Consider the following 16,042-nt stretch of genomic DNA (forward strand, 5'->3'; position numbering starts at 1 on the left):
GCCTTCAGAAGCGCACCAGGACGGCGGTGGCGTCGTCGTACTGCTTGCCCCTGGGCTTCGTGCCCGCCGCCTCCGCGGCCCTGGTGCGCTTGACGAGCTCCCTCGGGCCCTCGTCGTCCAGGAGCTGGAGCAGTTCGTCCCAGTCCATGTGACCGAACCGCTCCACAAGCCTGGACGCGCCGTCGCTCAGCACCGCCGCGCGGCGCAGGCCGTCCACCGGCACCTCGCCGGTCAGTCCTTCGTACGCGGCCTCGGGCTTGGTGCTCGCCACCCAGAACCCGCCGGGGCTGTTGCGCGACTTGCGCACGCCTTCGAGGGTGTAGCTCGGGAGATGGTCGACCCGGTCGTCCCGGAAGACCATGATCTCGCCGACGTCCACCACGATCGGGGAGTCGGCGAGGACGAACCACTCCACGGCCGCGCCGCGGCGGCGCAGCAGCGACACGGTCGCCGACGGGCTGTCCGGGTTCTGCAGGTCACACGTCCCCGTGTGCGCCTCCCCCGTCACCTTGATCGCCTCCGCGACCAGGTCGGGCAGCGGCTTGCCGTCCTCCAGCGCCAGCAGCGCCGCGATCCGGCCGCCGAGCCGGCGCACCAGCCACGCCGGATCGTGCCGGCACCCGCTGTCCACCCCCTGCGGCGCCGTCGCCCCGTCCAGCAGCACCACCCAGCCGGGCCCGGCCGCCACGAAATCCTCGTTCGGCCGCCCCGGCGTCGCCTCACTCACATAACTCACCTGCACGAATGCAGGTCTACCCGGTAAAGCGGCCGACCGGGAACCGGTAGACCAAACCGGCAACCCCGGCCCGTAGCCTCGCCGCTCTCCGGTATTCGGACGGGCGCGCGCGGCCTTGGTCAGTCCTCGACGTCGACGCCGAAGCCGCGCGCCAGCTCGGCCAGCCCGAAATCGTGCCCCTGCCCGACGACGCGGATCCGCCAGCGCGGACCGCGCCGGTACAGCTCGGCGAGCAGCATCGTCCGCTCGCTCGTCCCGGCGTCGAGGGTGGCCTGGGCGAACGCCTGCTCGCCGTCGCCGGGCCCTATGCCGAGCTCGACGGGCCCCAGTTCCCCGAACGTGACCGTCCCGTCGATCGCCGCCGCGATCGTCACCTTGCGGACGGCCTGCGGGAGCCCGGCCACGTCCACCGCGACCGCCTGCTCGGTGGGACCGTCGGCGGCGAGCCGCACCGTCCCGTCCGGGGACTCGGCGGCGCCGTAGAAGACGAAGTCCTCGTCGCAGGAGACCTGGCCGTCGTCGTCCAGCGCGAAGGCGACCACGTCGACCTCGCAGGACGCGTGCTGGACCCACGAGGCGGTCACCGTCCACCGTGTTTCGTCCGGCAGGTCGACGGCCGCGCCGCGCGGCAGCACCATGGGCGACACGCGTTCCGCCACCTTCCTCTCCGGAGCCTGCAGCCATCGCTCCTCGTGGACGGGCAGTTCCAGATCGGCGACCCGGCGCATACGCCGGTCACTTTCACTTCCGCTGAGGGCGACGACATCCGTGACGCTAGCGGAGAGGTTCACTGCGGCGGCACCGCCGAGTTCCACGACCCGGCTCCGCGCTGTTGTTGAGTGCCTGCCGGGCCTTGGCCGTCCCGGAGCCGGGGTCGTTGGCGACCAGGACGCTCGTATGCCGGCTGACGGACGTCATCACGTTCAGCCCCTGCCGCACGGCCTGCTCGACGAGCTTTTCCCGCGCAATCTCGGTCTCCCCCGTGATGGCGACCTTCATCCCCTGGACGAGTTCGCTGGTCAGGCGCCCCGGGCAGCGGAAGGCGCACCTGGTCTTCGGGATGCCGTAATGGGCGGCGAGCGTCGCCAGTTCAGGTCTTTCGTCGCCGGCGAGAGGCGCCGGTTCAGCGCCAGCGTGCACAGCCGCCGCTCGACCGGGAGCCGGACGTTCGCGCGCATGAACTCCTGGGCGAGGAAGCTGTAGTCGAATGGCGCGTTGTGCGCCACGAGAACCCGTCCTTGGAGCATTTTAGCGACACTGGACGCGACGTCCGCGAACTGCGGGGAGCCTTTCAACCGGTCGGCCGTCAATCCGTGAATATGAACCGGGCCGGGATCGCATCCCGGGTCGAAGAGAGTGGAGAACTCCTCACCCTTCCGCCCATCCGGCCCGACCGTGACGACGGCCAGCGACAGTACCCGGTCACGCACCGCCCGCAGGCCGGAGGTCTCCACGTCCACAAGCGCCCACTCATGCCCGAACATGAGCGGCAGGCTAATGCTCGGCGCGGATTGAGCAATGGCCATGCCCACAAGCGGACAACCAGCACGGCCCGCACCTCACCCGCCTTACTATGTCGCGCTTCTCAGCTACTGCATAGAAGCCGTTATCACCCTCCCTCATTTCGAGACCACCACCACCTTTCTGCCCTATTTCACCCGTTTCTGGGCCACCTCTGAGCCACTTCCGCAAGCGATCTTGTCCTGACCGCGAGCGAGGCAGCGGTCCACAGGGCCTCATGACGACGCCCCGCCAGACAGGCCGCTTCGAGCAGGGTTCCGCCCCCTTGTCCCACCGCCAGGTTGCCGCCAGGTGACATGGTCCACCGGACGTCGCACGTTTCGGACACCCTTGCGGGCCATTCATACAGGTCAACCACCTGGGAAGATCGTTTTTCGGTCGCAAGGAAGGCCACTTCCGGTCACCAGTCCATGTATCCACGCCGCCCGCCGACCACCCCGAAGCCACCCCACCAGACAAAAGCGCACATCTCGGGCATCCAGGCGTTTCCCCAGCTCACACCGTGATCACCATGGCGCCAAGGCCCTCATGGTCCATACGCGACGGCCCTGTCACCACCCGCCGGGAGAACCAGCGCCCCACCGTCCGTCCCCGCCGCCCCATGCCTCTCATCTGCGGCTTTACCGGCCTAACACCCCAAATGTTCATCGCAAGGCATTACGGTTCCACCCGTCGCCGCCGCGAGCGGCGAGGTCATCGGGGTTCAAGGGGCGAGGAGCGGGGTCTGTGGAACGTCATGGTCGGCGCTCGCGTGCGCTGGCAGCCCTCGCCGTCGGGCTGACGGGCCTGGTCGCGGCCGCCTTCCTCGCCGTCCAGAACCACACCGCGACGGCCGCGCCGCCCATGCCCGCGCCCTCCGCCTCCGCCACACCCGGCACGGCCGCTCCCGCAACAACCCCCGCCCTGCCCCGCTCGGCACCCATTCGCCTCGAAATACCAAGCATCGACGTCCGCACGCCCCTGATGACCCTCGCCAAGAACGCCGACCAGACCGTCGAGACCCCGCCGCTGGGCCGCGCCCAAGAGGCCGGCTGGTACCGGCTCGGTCCAGCGCCCGGGAGCCGCGGCGCCGCGGTACTCATCGGCCATGTCGACACGGCCACCGGTCCCGCCGTCTTCTACCGGCTCGGCGACCTGCGGCCCGGCGACACGGCCCGGGTGCTGCGCGCCGACGGCCGCACCGCCGTGTTCCGGATCGACTCCGTCGAACGCGTCGGCAAGGACGACTTCCCCACCCAGCGCGTCTACGGCGACCCCGGCTACGCCGCGATCCGCCTGATCACCTGCGGTGGACGCTTCGACCGAGGCAGCGGCCACTACGTCGACAACGTCATCGCCTACGGCCACCTCCTGCGCTCCGAAACGACGCGCTGACATGCCCGCCACCTTCGACCCCGCGGCCTTCACCGGCTCGGACTGCAACACGACCATCCCCGACCGCGCAGGACGCCACCGCCTGCCCCGCCACGGAACCGTCCGACCAGGGCTCACCGGCCCCCGAACGGCCTTCGCCTCACCGCTCGAAACCCTCCCTGACCGCGCGACGCCCCCGTTCGTTGCGCCACTGCGCACCACCGTGGCCCCACCACGGCACCGCCCCATAACTCGCCCCCCGGCACCCCCCGTCCAACACACTCCGCAACGCCATAAGCCCAACCCAGCCCCCAGCCGCAAGGACGGAAAACGCGACCTCCCGCGCATCCCGGTCACCGCGATGCGCGTAACCGTCCTGATCCCGGCCCACAACGAGGCGAAACAGATCACCGAAACGATCGCCTCACTCCGCCGCCAGGAACGTCCGCCGGACCACATCATCGTGATCGCCGACAACTGCACCGACGCCACCGCCGCGTTCGCGCAGCTCTGCGGCGTCGAGATCGTCGGGACGCGCGGCAACAAGCACAAGAAGGCCGGCGCCCTGAACCAGGTCCTGGACCAGCTGCTCCCGATCTTCGGCCCGGAAGACGCGATCATGGTCATGGACGCCGACTCGGCCCTCGACCCCGGCTTCATCCGGCACGGCATCGATTACCTGGCCGATGGCCGCTACGCCGCCGTCGGCGGCACGTTCACCGGCAAGCCGGGCGGCGGCGCGGTCGGCATGTTCCAGCGCAACGAGTACGCCCGCTATGCCCGCGACGTCCGACGCCTCCAAGGCAAGGCTCTCGTCCTGACGGGCACCGCCACCATCTTCCGCGCCACGACCCTCCAGGAAGTAGTCGCGGCCCGCCGCTCCGAACGCCTCCCCGGCCTGCCCCACGTCTACGACGTCCGGGTCCTGACCGAGGACAACGAGCTGACCCTGGCGATCCTCCACCTGGGCTTCCGCATCCTCTGCCCGCCGGAATGCACCCTCACCACCGAGGTCATGCCCACCTGGCGCGAACTGGCCCAGCAGCGCCTCCGCTGGAAGCGCGGCGCCCTGGAGAACCTCCTCGACTACGGCTGGACGCCGATCACCCGCCCGTACTGGGGACGGCAACTGCTCTCCCTGGTCGGCATCCTGGTGATCACCGCTTACCTCTCCTCGCTCGCCTACTCGGCGATCTGGCTGGGCGGCATCCAGATCAGCCCGATCTGGGCGGGCGTGACCCTGATCTTCATGGTGGAGCGCGTGGTCACCGTCCGCCAGCGCGGCAAGGTCCAGATGGCCCTCGCCGGCACCATCGTCGTCGAAATGATCTTCGACGTCTTCCTCCAGATCGTCCAGGCCCGTGCCTTCTGGCAGGCCGCCTGGCGCAAAGAAAGGAAATGGTAGATGTACAACACACCCCCCATCGGCGGCGTGGCCGCGGGTTTCGGCGGGGCCGCAGCGGCCTCCCCGTGGCTCGGCATGCAGGCCCTCTGGCTCGGCCTGGCCCTGTTCACCCTGGTCTCCGCCGGCCTCGCCGTAAAGCGAATCCTCCCCGCCCGCAAGGGCTGACCCCGGAAGGCCGGGGCCCCGCCCCGGCCTTCCCGCAACCAACTGAATCCCCGCCGCGAACGGAGCCGAAGCTCAACGACCACCCTCAGCGTGCAAGATCTGCTCAGCGAACCACTGCACACGCTCCCGGGTGATCCCGCTCCTCTGCTCCACCGCAAGAGGATGGTCAGTCGGCTCCAGTTGAACGAAAGGCCGCTCACCCACAGGACGAGTATGAACATTCGTCTTGAGATTCAGCGTGGGCCGCTCATATAGATACAACTCACTGGCGAGCCACCCGAAGTAAGGCTCCGCCTGCTCCCGTCCCGGCGTCTCCCACAACTCGCCCATCCGAACGAAGTTCTGCGGGCTGAGCGAGACCCAAACCGCCCAGGAGAAGACACCCCCACCCACAACGGGAATCTCCACCAGCCCCTTGACGAAAAAGTGCGCCCCCTCGATCACGCACTGATCAGAGGTGAGCTCACTCTCAGGATGCTCCGCAACCGCATCAGACCAGTAGGCGGGCGCCCCAGAGCCATAGTGCATGGGCAACTCATCGTGCCGCTCCCCACACCCAGAACACACATACCCAACATCACCAGACATGCCGGAAATCTTATTCCGCACCGAACAAGGCCACTACCCGTCCACCGAACCGAAGGCCGAACTCGTGAACGCTCACGGTGGCCTACGACGTGCCGGTCAGCCAGTACACCTCGGCTACCCCTCCCCCGGACCCCCGCCTCGCTAACCCACTTCTACGAACACTCCGTCCCGAAGCCGCACCCGCTATCCCTACTACAGACAGCACTCAAGTGACTACACTGAGTCCATGACGCGTGCACAGAGACGCTTTGGCACCGCCTTGACCGCCTCCGCGATCTTGCTCACCCTCGCCACCCCCACCGGAGCCTCCGCCAGCACCCCGGCCGCGGCTCACTCAATCCCCCAAATGGCCGGCAACCCGCAAATCGACTGCCGAGGCTGGGTCAGGCCCGGTCCCCACACGGTGAAGGACGCGAAGCCGATCTACTCGATAACCGGCGGCGAGTGGGGCAGCGAGGTCGACGTCACCCTGTGGTCGGGCATGGGCCCTGAAGGGTTCCGGCACTACTGGGCCCCCCTCGCGGGCAAGACCCGACCGGGCGACGCGGTGTGGATGGACGTCCTCATCCACGGCGCCGGCTGGCACCAGTGCGGCCCCTTCGGCGTCGGCTCGAACGGCCAGGAGATCTCCTCCCCCATGGGCCGCGTCACGCACTTCTCGGCGTTCCGAGCCTGCGGCCGCCACAACAACTCCAGCGGTTGCACCAGCGACTACTACACCTGCTGCTCCCGCCACACCCACCACCCAACACTCCCGCAGCAAGAGAGCACCCCACCACGCGACTGAGGCCCCGGAGAAGACGCAGCCTCGATAACGGACGCCCAAGTCCAGGCAAGTGCGAAGCGCTGCCTCGGGGGCCACCGGTCCATGCCAAAGCACCGCGCCCGCGCCCAGGGCGGTCCCGAAATTCGAACCCAACCCGCCGCGAAAGGCGTCAACCACCAACCGCTGCCAGAAACAACACACGCTACCAACGCCGCTCGACGATGCCCTCGGTTGCGACATGTGCCTTGAGAAGGGTGCGGAGCTTGACCCGCCGACCACGCCGTCGAACTCGGGCAAGACGCCGCTCATCGGCCCGTGCGTCGTCCTCCAGCCGAAGACGCCGCTGCAATCTGCTCTCGACCCAATCCCCCAACGGCAGGCCGGGCTCCTTGCGCCATGCCTTCGGCCGCCGACGCAACAGACGCTCCTCAACCTCGACCGCCTTCCCCATGTCGGGACTGCCAGCAGCGTCCTGAAGAATCTGATGAAGGCGATGGCGATTGGCACGATTGGGGAACCGCTTGTTCAGCCGAACCGCGTTCCTGGAACTCTTATCGTTCTCCGCATAGGCGTTGCGACGGTCCTTGGCGTAACTGAGCTGCTTCTTCTCTTGAGGGCTCCTGCTCTTCACAGCCTGCCTTCTCCCTCAATCTCCTGAAGCGCGCGGCCTCCGTTGCGATACCTCCGTGCCATACAGCATGCCGCTCAGGAGGACACCACGCTGTGACCTCGGAACCAAACCGATGTCACCTCTTGAACTCGCTGACCTGCTGTACAACGCCAGTCAGTCATCCGACTCGCGTTGGTTGTCACCGGCCAACCCTTGAAGGTCTCGCATCGACTCGGCCCCCAGGGGCAGACCATCCACACCCAAATGACTTCGCACCCTGGGCGAGACCGTCATCGGCGCCGCCCAGCCCTCGTGTACTTGAGCGATCTGACTCGGCACGGGCGTGACCGGGTAGGTGGAGATTCCCTTTGCCCAGTTGATGAGCAGCCCCTCCGTCCCATCGAGGTCGGTCATCACAAGCAACACTGGATGTCCCTGCCTGCTCCAGGTGTTCCACACCGCCCACCCCTCAGGGCGCGGGTCCACGTTGAGGCGCCGACATGCCGTCTCGTAGTCGTCGTCCATTCCGAAGGGCATGGCCGCCGGCCTCAGCAGGACGACACCGGCCAAGCGCATCCTCGGCCGGTCGGTCTCCTCATCCAGACAGCCGTCACCTTGGTAGTGGTAGTGCCGAAGCGTCCGGGCCAACTCGTTCACGGCCCTGCGGAGTCCGTTCGTCTCCTCGACTTCCTCGTAGTAGGCAAGCCATCCTTCGTCGGCAGCCTCGTTGACCACGGCGCGACTACGCGCTTCGACCTCTCGCAGATACTCGGCTTCGCTCATCTCAGGACCGGCCACAGCACCAGTCTGACACCGCGACCGTTACCAGGGCGCCCCATTTTCCCGGCGCCGCCAACCCAAGACACCTGATAACAAGCAAGATCAATGACGTGAACGGGTCTCTCCCACAAAACCTCTGACCAGCACCGCGGCACCCGACCCTTCCAAGATCACCCGCTCCCCGTTGTTAGCACCCACAGCCTTTGTAAGTAGCTTCATAGATCCCAAACGACTCCTAAAGCCATTCTATTTGGAACGCTCATCGCTCCAGCGAAGTCCAAATGTTGGCGTGGCTGTTGGGCTACAGGAGAGGAGAGGGCCCATGCTTCAATCCCTTGCGCTGACAGGGCTCGGTGGACTGCTCGCAATCGTCGGCACTCTGTTAGGGCATCGCCGGCAGGCCGCTGAGGCTCGGCACAGTCGGCTAGAAGGCTATCAACGCGAAGACCGCTACCGGCTGCACCAGGAGCGCCGCATGGCGTATGCCGACTTCCACCTAGCCATAGGGCGAGCGCGCTCAATGGTCAGAACCATTGAGATGGCCGATGGGGACGACGACGGTTTCAACAAGATCAAAGACGCGAGGAGCGATGTTTGGGCTGCCCTCGTCCCGCTGTGGCATGTGGGCTCGGAAGAGGTGGTCAGGACGGCCGGAGAGTTCCTGAGTCGCATCGACGCGGTGATGCAGGAGGGAAGCAGACTGGACCTCGACCAATGGAAGGACCTCGTCAAGGACTACGCGTCCGCAGTACGGCGCGACCTCCTTGAGTGCGCAGTGCCCTGGCCGAACTCGTGACCGTCGACCTCGCCGTCACTCGCCGCTTCAAGGACTTCTTCAAGCTGATGCGCCAGCGCGTAGATCGAACCTCGTTCCGGCTCAGTGCCGTACCCGTCCCCCGTGAGGGCGAACTTCAAGAACACGGCGTGCTCAGTCGACAACATGGGCTCCTTGAGGCGTGCGAAGGACTCGCGCACAGATTAGAGGCGTTGGTGCTGGCGGCGTGGCCCCACGGTGGGCGGGGCGGTCGGGGCGGGGCCGGCTGGACACGTCGCGATGCGCGGTCCGGCACGGCCGTCCGGTGTCCGGCGCCCACGCCGCACGCTCCGGGCGGCCAGGCGCGGGGCCGCACAGCGGCCCAAGCGCCGCCGCCCCTTGACCAAGTACCTGGTCAAGGGCGTGGCCGAATGCCACACTGCCGAGGCAAGCGCGCAGCGCGACCACGTCGACCGGACGGCCGAAACGCTGCGCTATGAGCCGCGCTCGCCGACGTGCGCGAACTAGCTGCGCTACGGCGTCCAGCTCAAGAACCCCGCAAGGGCCTCACGCCGGGCTGCTGCAAGGGCAAAGCACACCGACGCGAACATCTCGGCTACAGCGGCCGCCGCGTCCTGTCTCCCGCAAATAGTCCGGCAAGCCCCTCGCCGACCACAAAGCCGACCGTAAGGCGTGGGTGCTCGCGCGGCTGGCTGAGGCCGGTGTCCTGGTGATCAATCCGGCCGATCTGAACGCCGTCCATGTCTCTGAGAACGGTCGGGTCTCGGTGATCCGGACGTCAGGCCGATCCGGTGGCGCTGCTCAAGGGTGACTGCCATCTTCCGGCGACTGACTGGGGGGCGACTCGTCCTAACTCGGTCGCTGCCCGAAACGGGGTCGCGCTGGACGGACAGCGGGTCGACTCACGAGCAACGCGGCCTCAAGCTCCGTCCACTGGCCGAGGTTCGGACGGTTCCGATCCCGCCGGTCCTGGTGGAGCTCCTCCGGGAGCACATCGCCGAGTTCGGGGACGGCCGAGGATGGGCGGATCTTCTAAACCCGAGCGGGGCGGCATCGTCAGGTCGACGGCCTACGGGCGATGTCTGGGCGGCGACACGGGCCCTCGCCTTCACGCCGGAACAGGTCGACTCTCCCCTGGCGCGGCGGCCGTACGACCTGCGGCACGCCGGGGTGTCGCTGTGGCTCAACTCCGGTGTTCCGGCAACTGAGGTCGCCGAACGCGCGGGCCATAGCATCAAGGTCCTGTTGCAGGTCTATGCGAAGTGCATCCTGGGCCAGCACGACCGGGCGAACCAGCGAATCGACGATGCGCTCGATGACTGATCCGACCTACCCTCCAGGGGCTCCGGTTTGCGCCGGAGCCCCTTCGGCGCTCCCGCCCCGACCTGCGGGAACACCCTCGGACTCATTCCGCGTATATTCCGGGACCGGTGACATCCGGGTGCGTTCGGTGGCATCTGGCTGCATCCAGGGGATCTTGGAATGCGAACAGCCTCTGACCGTTTGCACTGGTCAGAGGCTGTGTGCGCTGGTGTGGCGGGTCCAGGATTCGAACCTGGGTAGGCTAAGCCGACGAATTTACAGTGCGCCATGGATTAGGCGCCTACTCCCCTGCTGACCTGCACGGGAACCAGTCTTGTCCTGGTCACCTCCGCAAGCCATCCCACGGATATCCCGCGCGGTGCGCACACCGCTCCCGGCCTGCTCTTCCCGTCTGCCGTCGTCCCGCGCTCCGCGCTGCCGGGCCAGGGCCAGGGGGCCAAGGTGGAGCGCCCCACTGGACGAACGACCTTGGCCCCCTGGCCCTGGTCTGGTAGATCTCCGATCGGGACGGCGGCAGACGGGAAGAGCAGGCATCCCCCAACCACCAACGACCGTCACGAGCGCGGGATGAGCTTCCCAGAGTCAGAGGCCCCCCGCCGGAGGCGATTGAACCTCAGCAAGTGCGCGGACCTTGCGGCGGCGCGGTCCCCGTGACGGCCGGACGGGGAAAGGCCGGCGGGCGTGGGCAGGATGCGCGGCCCGGCGCGGCCGTCCGGTGACCGGCGCCCACGCCGCACGCTCCGGGCGGCCTGGCGCGGGGCCGCGCAGCGGCCTGAGCGCCGCCGCCCCTTGATCCCAAACAGCCCAATTCGGCAGCGCATCCGTAGCCCGTAGAGGCTCAGCAGCGTCAACCGCATGCTTGTCGCTCGCTAACAGGTTTCTGATCCGAACTAGCCGGTAAACTGACTGACTGACTTCGGGATCACTCAGCGGGAGAAATCATGGGCGTCGATGCGGGTGCGCTTGTCGTAGCGATCATAGGAGCTGCGATTGCAGTAGCCGCTGCTTTCTTTTCATATCAACAGGCAAGCGCATCAAGAAAGTCTGCGACATCTGCCGACAAATCGGCAGATGCGGCCACCGAACAAGCGATTTCCGCCAAGGAGCAGGCGGCGATAAGTCAAAAGCAGTATGAAATTACAGAGAGGATCCGAAAAGAACAGAATGACCCATATGTTGTAGTCGACATACAAGAGTCGCCATTCGCCAAGGGATTTCTCTATCTTGTGATAGAGAATATTGGCACCACCATTGCACGCAATGTGCGCATTGAGTTCAACCCGCCACTTCGAACCTCCCGCGAAGCCACTCTGGGCGATGCGATACATGGGAACATAAGAGATGCGAAGATATTTGCGAACGGAATTCGCATGCTCCCGCCTCGCCGACGTCTGGAGTTTCTTTTTGACTTCGGCCCTGATCGCCTCGAGGAAGGGTTGGACAATTTTTACAGCGTCCTAGTTGAGGCCGACGGTCCAGAAGGGCCAGCAGAGCCTATGCGGTACGAAATAGACCTAAACATCCTCTATGGTCCACGATTCCACAGGCCAAAGACACCTCACGAGGGCGTTGAGGCATTAGAGTCAATTCGAAAGGCCCTCCTTGATATCCACAAGATCATGAATGCAAACAGGGAGCAATAAGGAGGGATTGCGTTCCACGTCCCACGTCCGATGCTGGGGTGGAGCATTCATTGAGCCCACCGTAGGGTGGGCTGCATGATCCGGGCTGTGGTGTTTGACGTCGGTGAGTGTCTGGTTGATGAGTCTCGGGAGTATGGGACGTGGGCTGATTGGTTGGGGGTGCCTCGGCATACGTTCTCGGCGATGTTCGGGGCGGTGATCGCTCGGGGGTTGGACTACCGGGAGACGTTCCAGGTGTTCGCGCCGGGGTTTGATCTGACGCAGCAGCGTGAGGAGCGGGCCGAGGTCGGGCGGCCTGAGACGTTCGGGGATGAGGACTTGTACCCGGATGCGCGTCCGACGCTGGCGAAGCTTCGGGGTGATGGGCTGTGGGTGGGGATCGCGGGGAATCAGACGGTGCGGGCCGGCGGGATCCTGCGGTCGTTGGACCTGCCCAGTGACATGATCGCGACGTCGGATGACTGGGGTGTGTCCAAGCCTGATCCGGGGTTCTTCCGGTGCGTGGTGGACGCTGCGCCGTGCGATGCGGGCGAGGTGCTGTATGTGGGTGACCGGTTGGACAACGACATCATGCCCGCGGCTGCGGCGGGGTTGCGGACGGCGCTGATCCGGCGGGGGCCGTGGGGGATCGTTCAGCAGGACGACCCGGAAGCCGACCGCGTTCCGACGATGCGGATTGATTCGCTGGCCGAGCTTCCGGGCCGTATCGCTGAGTTCAACGCTGGAGCGCGCTGAGGGTGGTCTGCCATCCGTACAGGCGGTCGTCCAGGCGGCGGACGCATTCGGTGTCGGCCCAGGGCTGGAGGGCGCGGCGGACGTCGTGCACGCGGTCCATTCCGGTGGCGTACCAGGTGACGGCGAGTTGCTCTAGGGCCTGCTGGGCGTAGGAGCATGCGGCTTCGGGGTCGCGCTGGGCGACCTCGACGGCGGCCAGGTCGCCGAGGATGACGGCGCGTTGTTTGGCGTTGGTGTCGCCGATGGCGTCCAGGACGCCGAGGAGTGTGGCCTTGGCCTGGGCGGGCTGACCGGCCTTGAGCTGGGTGTCTCCCTTGAATGACGCGAGGCTGATGGGCGAGAACCAGTTGAACCAGTCGGGGGCGGGCTGCCCGGTGCTCTCGGCCAGCAGGTGTTCGGCGTGGTTGATGAGGCGGAGCGCTTCGCGGGGGTGTCCGCAGCGGGTTTCGCACTCGGCCTCGACGGCGTCCAGCCATGCCAGGAACTCGGCGGGGGCGGTGCCGCGTCGGGCGTAGGTGCGGGCGGCGCGCATGCGTTCGGCGGCCTCGTCGCGGCGGCCGTCCCATCCGGGGATGAACGCGGCGTGCGCCAGGATCGCCGCGCCCAAGAGCGGGTCGTTGGCTTCGCCGGCGGCCTGGAGCGCGCGGACGTATGAGGCGTCGGCGTCGTCGGGCTGGCGCAGGTCGAAGAACTCGATGCGGCCGACCAGAAGCAGGGATTCGGCGAGCGCGGTGGCCAGGATGGTGCGCGGGACACCGGTCGTCTCGGCCAGGAGCTGCGTGCCGAGCTTGGTGTGCTCGACCACGGTCGGGTGGAGCTGGCCGGGCTGAACGGAGAAGTAGAGGCGACGCAACGCGCCGTTGATGGCGGAGAAGTCGGCCCCGACCGTGGGCGGCTGGACGGCGGCGTTGGCCTTGGGGAGTGGGAGCGTGGCGCCGCTTCCCTGGGCGGGGGCGGCGGACGCGTTGGGGGTGGGGCGTGAGGTCGCCGGGGCGTCCGAGGTCTCCCACGGCGGGGTGAAGCCGAGTTCCTCGACGGGCAGTTGCAGCACGTGGACCAGAAGGCGCTGGTGGTCGGCGCGCGGCCACGGCGGGGACGCCGACTCCCAACGGCGGATCTGACGGGCGCTGATCTGCATGTTCCCCAAGCCCAGCAGCGGGGCGGCTGCCGTCATGGCGTCGGCCAGTGCCTGCTGGGATGCGTATCCGGCGTGCTGCCGGGCTGCTTTGAGACGGGTGTTGCCTGCTGGGCGCGGCATCGTGCTTCCCTCCGCTGTGAGTCCTCTACGGGTCCGACTTTAGCGCCCATAGAGGTACCGAGCGGACTCTGTGACGAGATTAACGCCGCATAGCGTCCTAGAAACGTCCTCATAGAGACCTATGGACGGCCTTCGATAGGACGTCGCGTTGCGGGAGTCTTGGCGTCATGCGAGACGAGCAGGCGAGCAACGGGTGCGGGAACTGCAACGGTCGTGGGTGGAAGTTCGCCCACTCTCGGCGGGCGGTGCTGGTCGGGGCGCCGGGTGGTTCCGGGCCGGAGGTTGAGCGGGTGCCGTGTCGCTCGTGTGCGCCGTCGCGTGAGACGCGGGCGGCGTAGTCCGAAAAGCCGCGGGGCCGGTGGGTGTCACGGCGACTGGTGCGCGGGTTGGGGGTCCCCCCGGACCTGACCGCGCTCGGGACGGTAAGTCTCCCCATGGTCGCTTGTCCCGCCGGCCCCGCCTTCCCTTCTCTGGGAGTGGGTGACCCCCTGTGGGTGAGTCGGTGAAGCCGCGTACGCCGGACAGTGCATGGCGTCCGGCGGCGTTGGCGCTTGTGGAGGCGTTGACCGGGCATGGCCTGGTGGCGCAGGTGTGGGGCCATGGTGCGGTGCGGGCGCGCAACCCGGCCGGTGAACCCGACGGCGATGACCCGCGCGGGCAGGCCTTCGCGCCTGGGTTGCAGCAAGAGGTGCTGTGTCGTCGCCGGGACGGTGAGTTGTGGTGGTGGTGGGTCTGGTCGGGGCCGTCCCGCAAATCCCCGCCGGAACTGGAGCCGTTGTGCCCGGTGACGGACACGACCACTGCGGCCGACCGGATCGCGCACGTTCTGGCCGTCCCATTCGCCGACGCGTCCGCCTCGCCGGGCGGGTGCCGGTGATGGGGGTGTCATGGGTGTCGGCGTCGGACGAGCGGAGTCGGCCGATGGCGGCGGCGATTGAGCGGGAGTTCTCCGGGGTGGTGGCCTGGTACGGGCACGCGACCCGGGCATGGTGGGCCATGGTCCCTGTCCGCCGTGACGTGCGGCTGGTGGAGGCACTCAGCCCACGCGAGTTGCGGGAAGCGATCGTCAACGCGCAGGGGTGGCCGTGGCCGAGATGACCGGCGACGACGCGCACAAGATCGGGCACTCGGGCATCGGATCTGAGTGCCCGACCTCGTGCCTGGGGGTGCGGACGGTCGGTGATCTGCTCGGCCTGCTGGTGGAGGCGGGACGGACATCGGGGCTGGATGCGGTGTTCCCCGCGGCTGTGGCGGCGGCCGACCGGCGACATGAACACGCCGATGGCCGTATCGGGTTGGCGTGCCCGGTGGCGTGCTTGGGACTGTCGGCGCAGGTGGTGACGACGCTGCGCAATGACCGGCGTCGGCGGGTCAAGACGGTGGGGGAACTGCTGGGCCTGCTTCGGTCGGGTGGTCTGGGCAGGGTGCCGCAGATGGGGCCTCGGCGGGTGGGTGAAGTGCGCGTGGCGCTGCTTGCGGCGGGCTTCCCCGTCCCTGCCGACCTGTGAGGGTTCGGGCTGCTGGGTGTCCTGGCGCGAGGGAGAGCAGGGCGTTACAGTGCCGTGAGATGCGCTTATGCGGTCAAGTGTCACAGTAGTCAGGTGGTTGATATGTCGAGCTTGGAGTTCGAGCCCCCGAAGTATGCGCGGGTGGTGTTGGAGATCCGGCGGCGGATCGAGAACGGGGACTACCCGCCTGGATCGATGCTGCCTTCGGAATCACAGCTCGTCCGAGACTTCGCGGTCGGGCGCACCACGGTGGTGCGGGCGTTGCAGATGCTCCAGCAGGACGGATGGATCACCCGTGAGCACGGGCGCGGCTCGTTTGTGAAGGGCCGTCCAGCCTCGGAGGTGCGGGCGAGTCGGCGGGGCCTGGCGCTGCTGGACCGTCCCGAGACACAGCCGGGCGTACGGCTGGTCGACGTCGGCCAGGTCGACGCTCCCGCCGGGGTGGCTTCGCTGCTGGGTCTGGACGGCGGCGGGGTGCGGGTGTTGGCTCGGCGGTCGCTGACGATCCGCGACGAGATCGCCTCGGACCTGGTGACGTGCTGGTTCCCGCTGGAACTGGTGTACGGCACCGACCTGGACAAGGACGCGGCGCTGCCGGTCGGGCTGCGGGATCACCTGCGGTCGGTCAAGGGCCTGCGGGTGGATCACATCTCCGAGCGGCTGACCGCGCGGCTTCCCGCCGGCGACGAGGCCGAGGTGTTGCAGATCAGCCAGTCCGACCCGGTGATGGTGATGCTCGCCGGGATTCATGACGCCTCGGACGTGGTGCGGTTCGTGGCCGAGGTCGTGATGCCGGGGTCGCTGCATGAGCTGGAGGACGTGTACAGCGTCCCGGACTGACCCCACGCTCCCTGTGATGTGATGCAGGTCACTTAA

Annotated in this window: 20 protein-coding genes and 1 tRNA gene; 12 read left to right on the forward strand and 9 right to left on the reverse strand. The window is 67.4% G+C overall.

Annotation, left to right across the window (positions count from 1 at the left end; genetic code table 11):
- Positions 1-4 precede the first annotated feature (4 nt).
- From HUT06_RS39475 to HUT06_RS44170, 4 genes are all read right to left on the reverse strand, one after another.
- Positions 5-727: a protein phosphatase 2C domain-containing protein gene (locus HUT06_RS39475; RefSeq protein ID WP_254715625.1), complete on the reverse strand. Its 723-nt coding sequence runs from the start codon at positions 725-727 to the stop codon at positions 5-7.
- Positions 728-855: 128 nt separating this feature from the next.
- Positions 856-1,464, reverse strand: coding sequence for a TerD family protein (locus tag HUT06_RS44160; RefSeq protein WP_217711627.1), 609 nt, complete (start codon positions 1,462-1,464; stop codon positions 856-858).
- Positions 1,465-1,510: 46 nt separating this feature from the next.
- Positions 1,511-1,735: a BRCT domain-containing protein gene (locus HUT06_RS44165; RefSeq protein ID WP_217711628.1), complete on the reverse strand. Its 225-nt coding sequence runs from the start codon at positions 1,733-1,735 to the stop codon at positions 1,511-1,513.
- A gap of 20 nt (positions 1,736-1,755) precedes the next feature.
- The gene (locus HUT06_RS44170) at positions 1,756-2,220 is read right to left on the reverse strand and encodes an exonuclease domain-containing protein (protein ID WP_217711629.1); all 465 of its coding nucleotides are present in this window, start codon (positions 2,218-2,220) and stop codon (positions 1,756-1,758) included.
- A 763-nt stretch (positions 2,221-2,983) separates the two neighbouring features.
- On the opposite strand from HUT06_RS44170, the gene HUT06_RS39485 reads away from it, so the two are divergent.
- The 3 genes from HUT06_RS39485 (at position 2,984) to HUT06_RS39495 (ending at position 5,180) form a co-directional block, all read left to right on the forward strand.
- Positions 2,984-3,631, forward strand: a complete 648-nt coding sequence (locus tag HUT06_RS39485; RefSeq protein ID WP_176200368.1) for a class F sortase — start codon at positions 2,984-2,986, stop codon at positions 3,629-3,631.
- A gap of 340 nt (positions 3,632-3,971) precedes the next feature.
- On the forward strand, positions 3,972-5,015 hold the full coding sequence (locus HUT06_RS39490) for a glycosyltransferase family 2 protein (protein ID WP_176200369.1): 1,044 nt from the start codon (positions 3,972-3,974) through the stop codon (positions 5,013-5,015).
- Positions 5,016-5,180 (forward strand): hypothetical protein, encoded by a 165-nt coding sequence (locus HUT06_RS39495; RefSeq protein ID WP_176200370.1) that lies wholly within the window; start codon positions 5,016-5,018, stop codon positions 5,178-5,180.
- 72 nt (positions 5,181-5,252) lie between these two features.
- Here the strand turns inward: HUT06_RS39495 and HUT06_RS39500 are convergent, their stop codons facing one another.
- Positions 5,253-5,768, reverse strand: coding sequence for a DUF2199 domain-containing protein (locus tag HUT06_RS39500; protein ID WP_176200371.1), 516 nt, complete (start codon positions 5,766-5,768; stop codon positions 5,253-5,255).
- 403 nt (positions 5,769-6,171) lie between these two features.
- Here HUT06_RS39500 and HUT06_RS39505 point away from each other — a divergent pair, with 403 nt between their 5' ends.
- Complete coding sequence (locus HUT06_RS39505) at positions 6,172-6,555, forward strand: hypothetical protein (protein WP_176200372.1); 384 nt, start codon at positions 6,172-6,174, stop codon at positions 6,553-6,555.
- 181 nt (positions 6,556-6,736) lie between these two features.
- On the opposite strand, the gene HUT06_RS39510 is transcribed toward HUT06_RS39505, so the two are convergent.
- Complete coding sequence (locus tag HUT06_RS39510) at positions 6,737-7,165, reverse strand: hypothetical protein (RefSeq protein WP_176200373.1); 429 nt, start codon at positions 7,163-7,165, stop codon at positions 6,737-6,739.
- Positions 7,166-7,318: 153 nt separating this feature from the next.
- Positions 7,319-7,942: a hypothetical protein gene (locus tag HUT06_RS39515; RefSeq protein WP_176200374.1), complete on the reverse strand. Its 624-nt coding sequence runs from the start codon at positions 7,940-7,942 to the stop codon at positions 7,319-7,321.
- A gap of 304 nt (positions 7,943-8,246) precedes the next feature.
- Here HUT06_RS39515 and HUT06_RS39520 point away from each other — a divergent pair, with 304 nt between their 5' ends.
- From HUT06_RS39520 to HUT06_RS39525, 3 genes are all read left to right on the forward strand, one after another.
- The gene (locus HUT06_RS39520) at positions 8,247-8,720 is read left to right on the forward strand and encodes a hypothetical protein (RefSeq protein ID WP_176200375.1); all 474 of its coding nucleotides are present in this window, start codon (positions 8,247-8,249) and stop codon (positions 8,718-8,720) included.
- 357 nt (positions 8,721-9,077) lie between these two features.
- Positions 9,078-9,206 (forward strand): hypothetical protein, encoded by a 129-nt coding sequence (locus tag HUT06_RS45440; protein ID WP_302931867.1) that lies wholly within the window; start codon positions 9,078-9,080, stop codon positions 9,204-9,206.
- A 465-nt stretch (positions 9,207-9,671) separates the two neighbouring features.
- Positions 9,672-10,022, forward strand: a complete 351-nt coding sequence (locus tag HUT06_RS39525; RefSeq protein ID WP_176200376.1) for an integrase — start codon at positions 9,672-9,674, stop codon at positions 10,020-10,022.
- A 211-nt stretch (positions 10,023-10,233) separates the two neighbouring features.
- On the opposite strand, the gene HUT06_RS39530 is transcribed toward HUT06_RS39525, so the two are convergent.
- A tRNA-OTHER gene (locus tag HUT06_RS39530) sits at positions 10,234-10,311 on the reverse strand.
- A 652-nt stretch (positions 10,312-10,963) separates the two neighbouring features.
- Here HUT06_RS39530 and HUT06_RS39535 point away from each other — a divergent pair.
- Positions 10,964-11,665 carry a hypothetical protein gene (locus HUT06_RS39535; RefSeq protein ID WP_176200377.1) on the forward strand — a complete coding sequence of 234 codons (702 nt, stop codon included), beginning with the start codon at positions 10,964-10,966 and terminating at the stop codon, positions 11,663-11,665.
- Between the two features lie 75 nt (positions 11,666-11,740).
- Positions 11,741-12,400 carry an HAD family hydrolase gene (locus tag HUT06_RS39540; protein WP_176200378.1) on the forward strand — a complete coding sequence of 220 codons (660 nt, stop codon included), beginning with the start codon at positions 11,741-11,743 and terminating at the stop codon, positions 12,398-12,400.
- On the opposite strand, the gene HUT06_RS39545 is transcribed toward HUT06_RS39540, so the two are convergent.
- Positions 12,381-13,658, reverse strand: coding sequence for a transcriptional regulator (locus HUT06_RS39545; RefSeq protein WP_176200379.1), 1,278 nt, complete (start codon positions 13,656-13,658; stop codon positions 12,381-12,383). The genes HUT06_RS39540 and HUT06_RS39545 overlap by 20 nt on opposite strands.
- 502 nt (positions 13,659-14,160) lie before the next feature.
- On the opposite strand from HUT06_RS39545, the gene HUT06_RS39550 reads away from it, so the two are divergent.
- The 3 genes from HUT06_RS39550 to HUT06_RS39560 all read left to right on the forward strand — a co-directional run bounded on the left by HUT06_RS39550 (position 14,161) and on the right by HUT06_RS39560 (position 16,006).
- Entirely contained in the window at positions 14,161-14,535 is a 375-nt protein-coding gene (locus tag HUT06_RS39550) for a hypothetical protein (protein WP_176200380.1), read from the forward strand.
- Positions 14,536-14,743: 208 nt separating this feature from the next.
- Complete coding sequence (locus tag HUT06_RS39555; RefSeq protein WP_176200381.1) at positions 14,744-15,166, forward strand: hypothetical protein; 423 nt, start codon at positions 14,744-14,746, stop codon at positions 15,164-15,166.
- A gap of 102 nt (positions 15,167-15,268) precedes the next feature.
- Positions 15,269-16,006, forward strand: coding sequence for a GntR family transcriptional regulator (locus HUT06_RS39560; RefSeq protein WP_163057505.1), 738 nt, complete (start codon positions 15,269-15,271; stop codon positions 16,004-16,006).
- The last annotated feature ends 36 nt before the right edge of the window (positions 16,007-16,042 follow it).

Origin of the sequence: Actinomadura sp. NAK00032, assembly GCF_013364275.1 — a bacterium.
In the GTDB taxonomy this organism is placed as follows: domain Bacteria; phylum Actinomycetota; class Actinomycetes; order Streptosporangiales; family Streptosporangiaceae; genus Spirillospora.

What these genes read in the sequence shown, in the direction of transcription:
- HUT06_RS44160 (WP_217711627.1), bottom strand. Translation starts at nt 1,464, where the DNA reads ATGCGCCGGGTCGCCGATCTGGAACTGCCCGTCCACGAGGAGCGATGG.
- HUT06_RS44165 (WP_217711628.1), bottom strand. Translation starts at nt 1,735, where the DNA reads ATGAAGGTCGCCATCACGGGGGAGACCGAGATTGCGCGGGAAAAGCTC.
- HUT06_RS44170 (WP_217711629.1), bottom strand. Translation starts at nt 2,220, where the DNA reads ATGTTCGGGCATGAGTGGGCGCTTGTGGACGTGGAGACCTCCGGCCTG.
- HUT06_RS39490 (WP_176200369.1), top strand. Translation starts at nt 3,972, where the DNA reads ATGCGCGTAACCGTCCTGATCCCGGCCCACAACGAGGCGAAACAGATC.
- HUT06_RS39495 (WP_176200370.1), top strand. Translation starts at nt 5,016, where the DNA reads ATGTACAACACACCCCCCATCGGCGGCGTGGCCGCGGGTTTCGGCGGG.
- HUT06_RS39500 (WP_176200371.1), bottom strand. Translation starts at nt 5,768, where the DNA reads ATGTCTGGTGATGTTGGGTATGTGTGTTCTGGGTGTGGGGAGCGGCAC.
- HUT06_RS39520 (WP_176200375.1), top strand. Translation starts at nt 8,247, where the DNA reads ATGCTTCAATCCCTTGCGCTGACAGGGCTCGGTGGACTGCTCGCAATC.
- HUT06_RS39535 (WP_176200377.1), top strand. Translation starts at nt 10,964, where the DNA reads ATGGGCGTCGATGCGGGTGCGCTTGTCGTAGCGATCATAGGAGCTGCG.
- HUT06_RS39540 (WP_176200378.1), top strand. Translation starts at nt 11,741, where the DNA reads ATGATCCGGGCTGTGGTGTTTGACGTCGGTGAGTGTCTGGTTGATGAG.
- HUT06_RS39545 (WP_176200379.1), bottom strand. Translation starts at nt 13,658, where the DNA reads ATGCCGCGCCCAGCAGGCAACACCCGTCTCAAAGCAGCCCGGCAGCAC.
- HUT06_RS39560 (WP_163057505.1), top strand. Translation starts at nt 15,269, where the DNA reads ATGTCGAGCTTGGAGTTCGAGCCCCCGAAGTATGCGCGGGTGGTGTTG.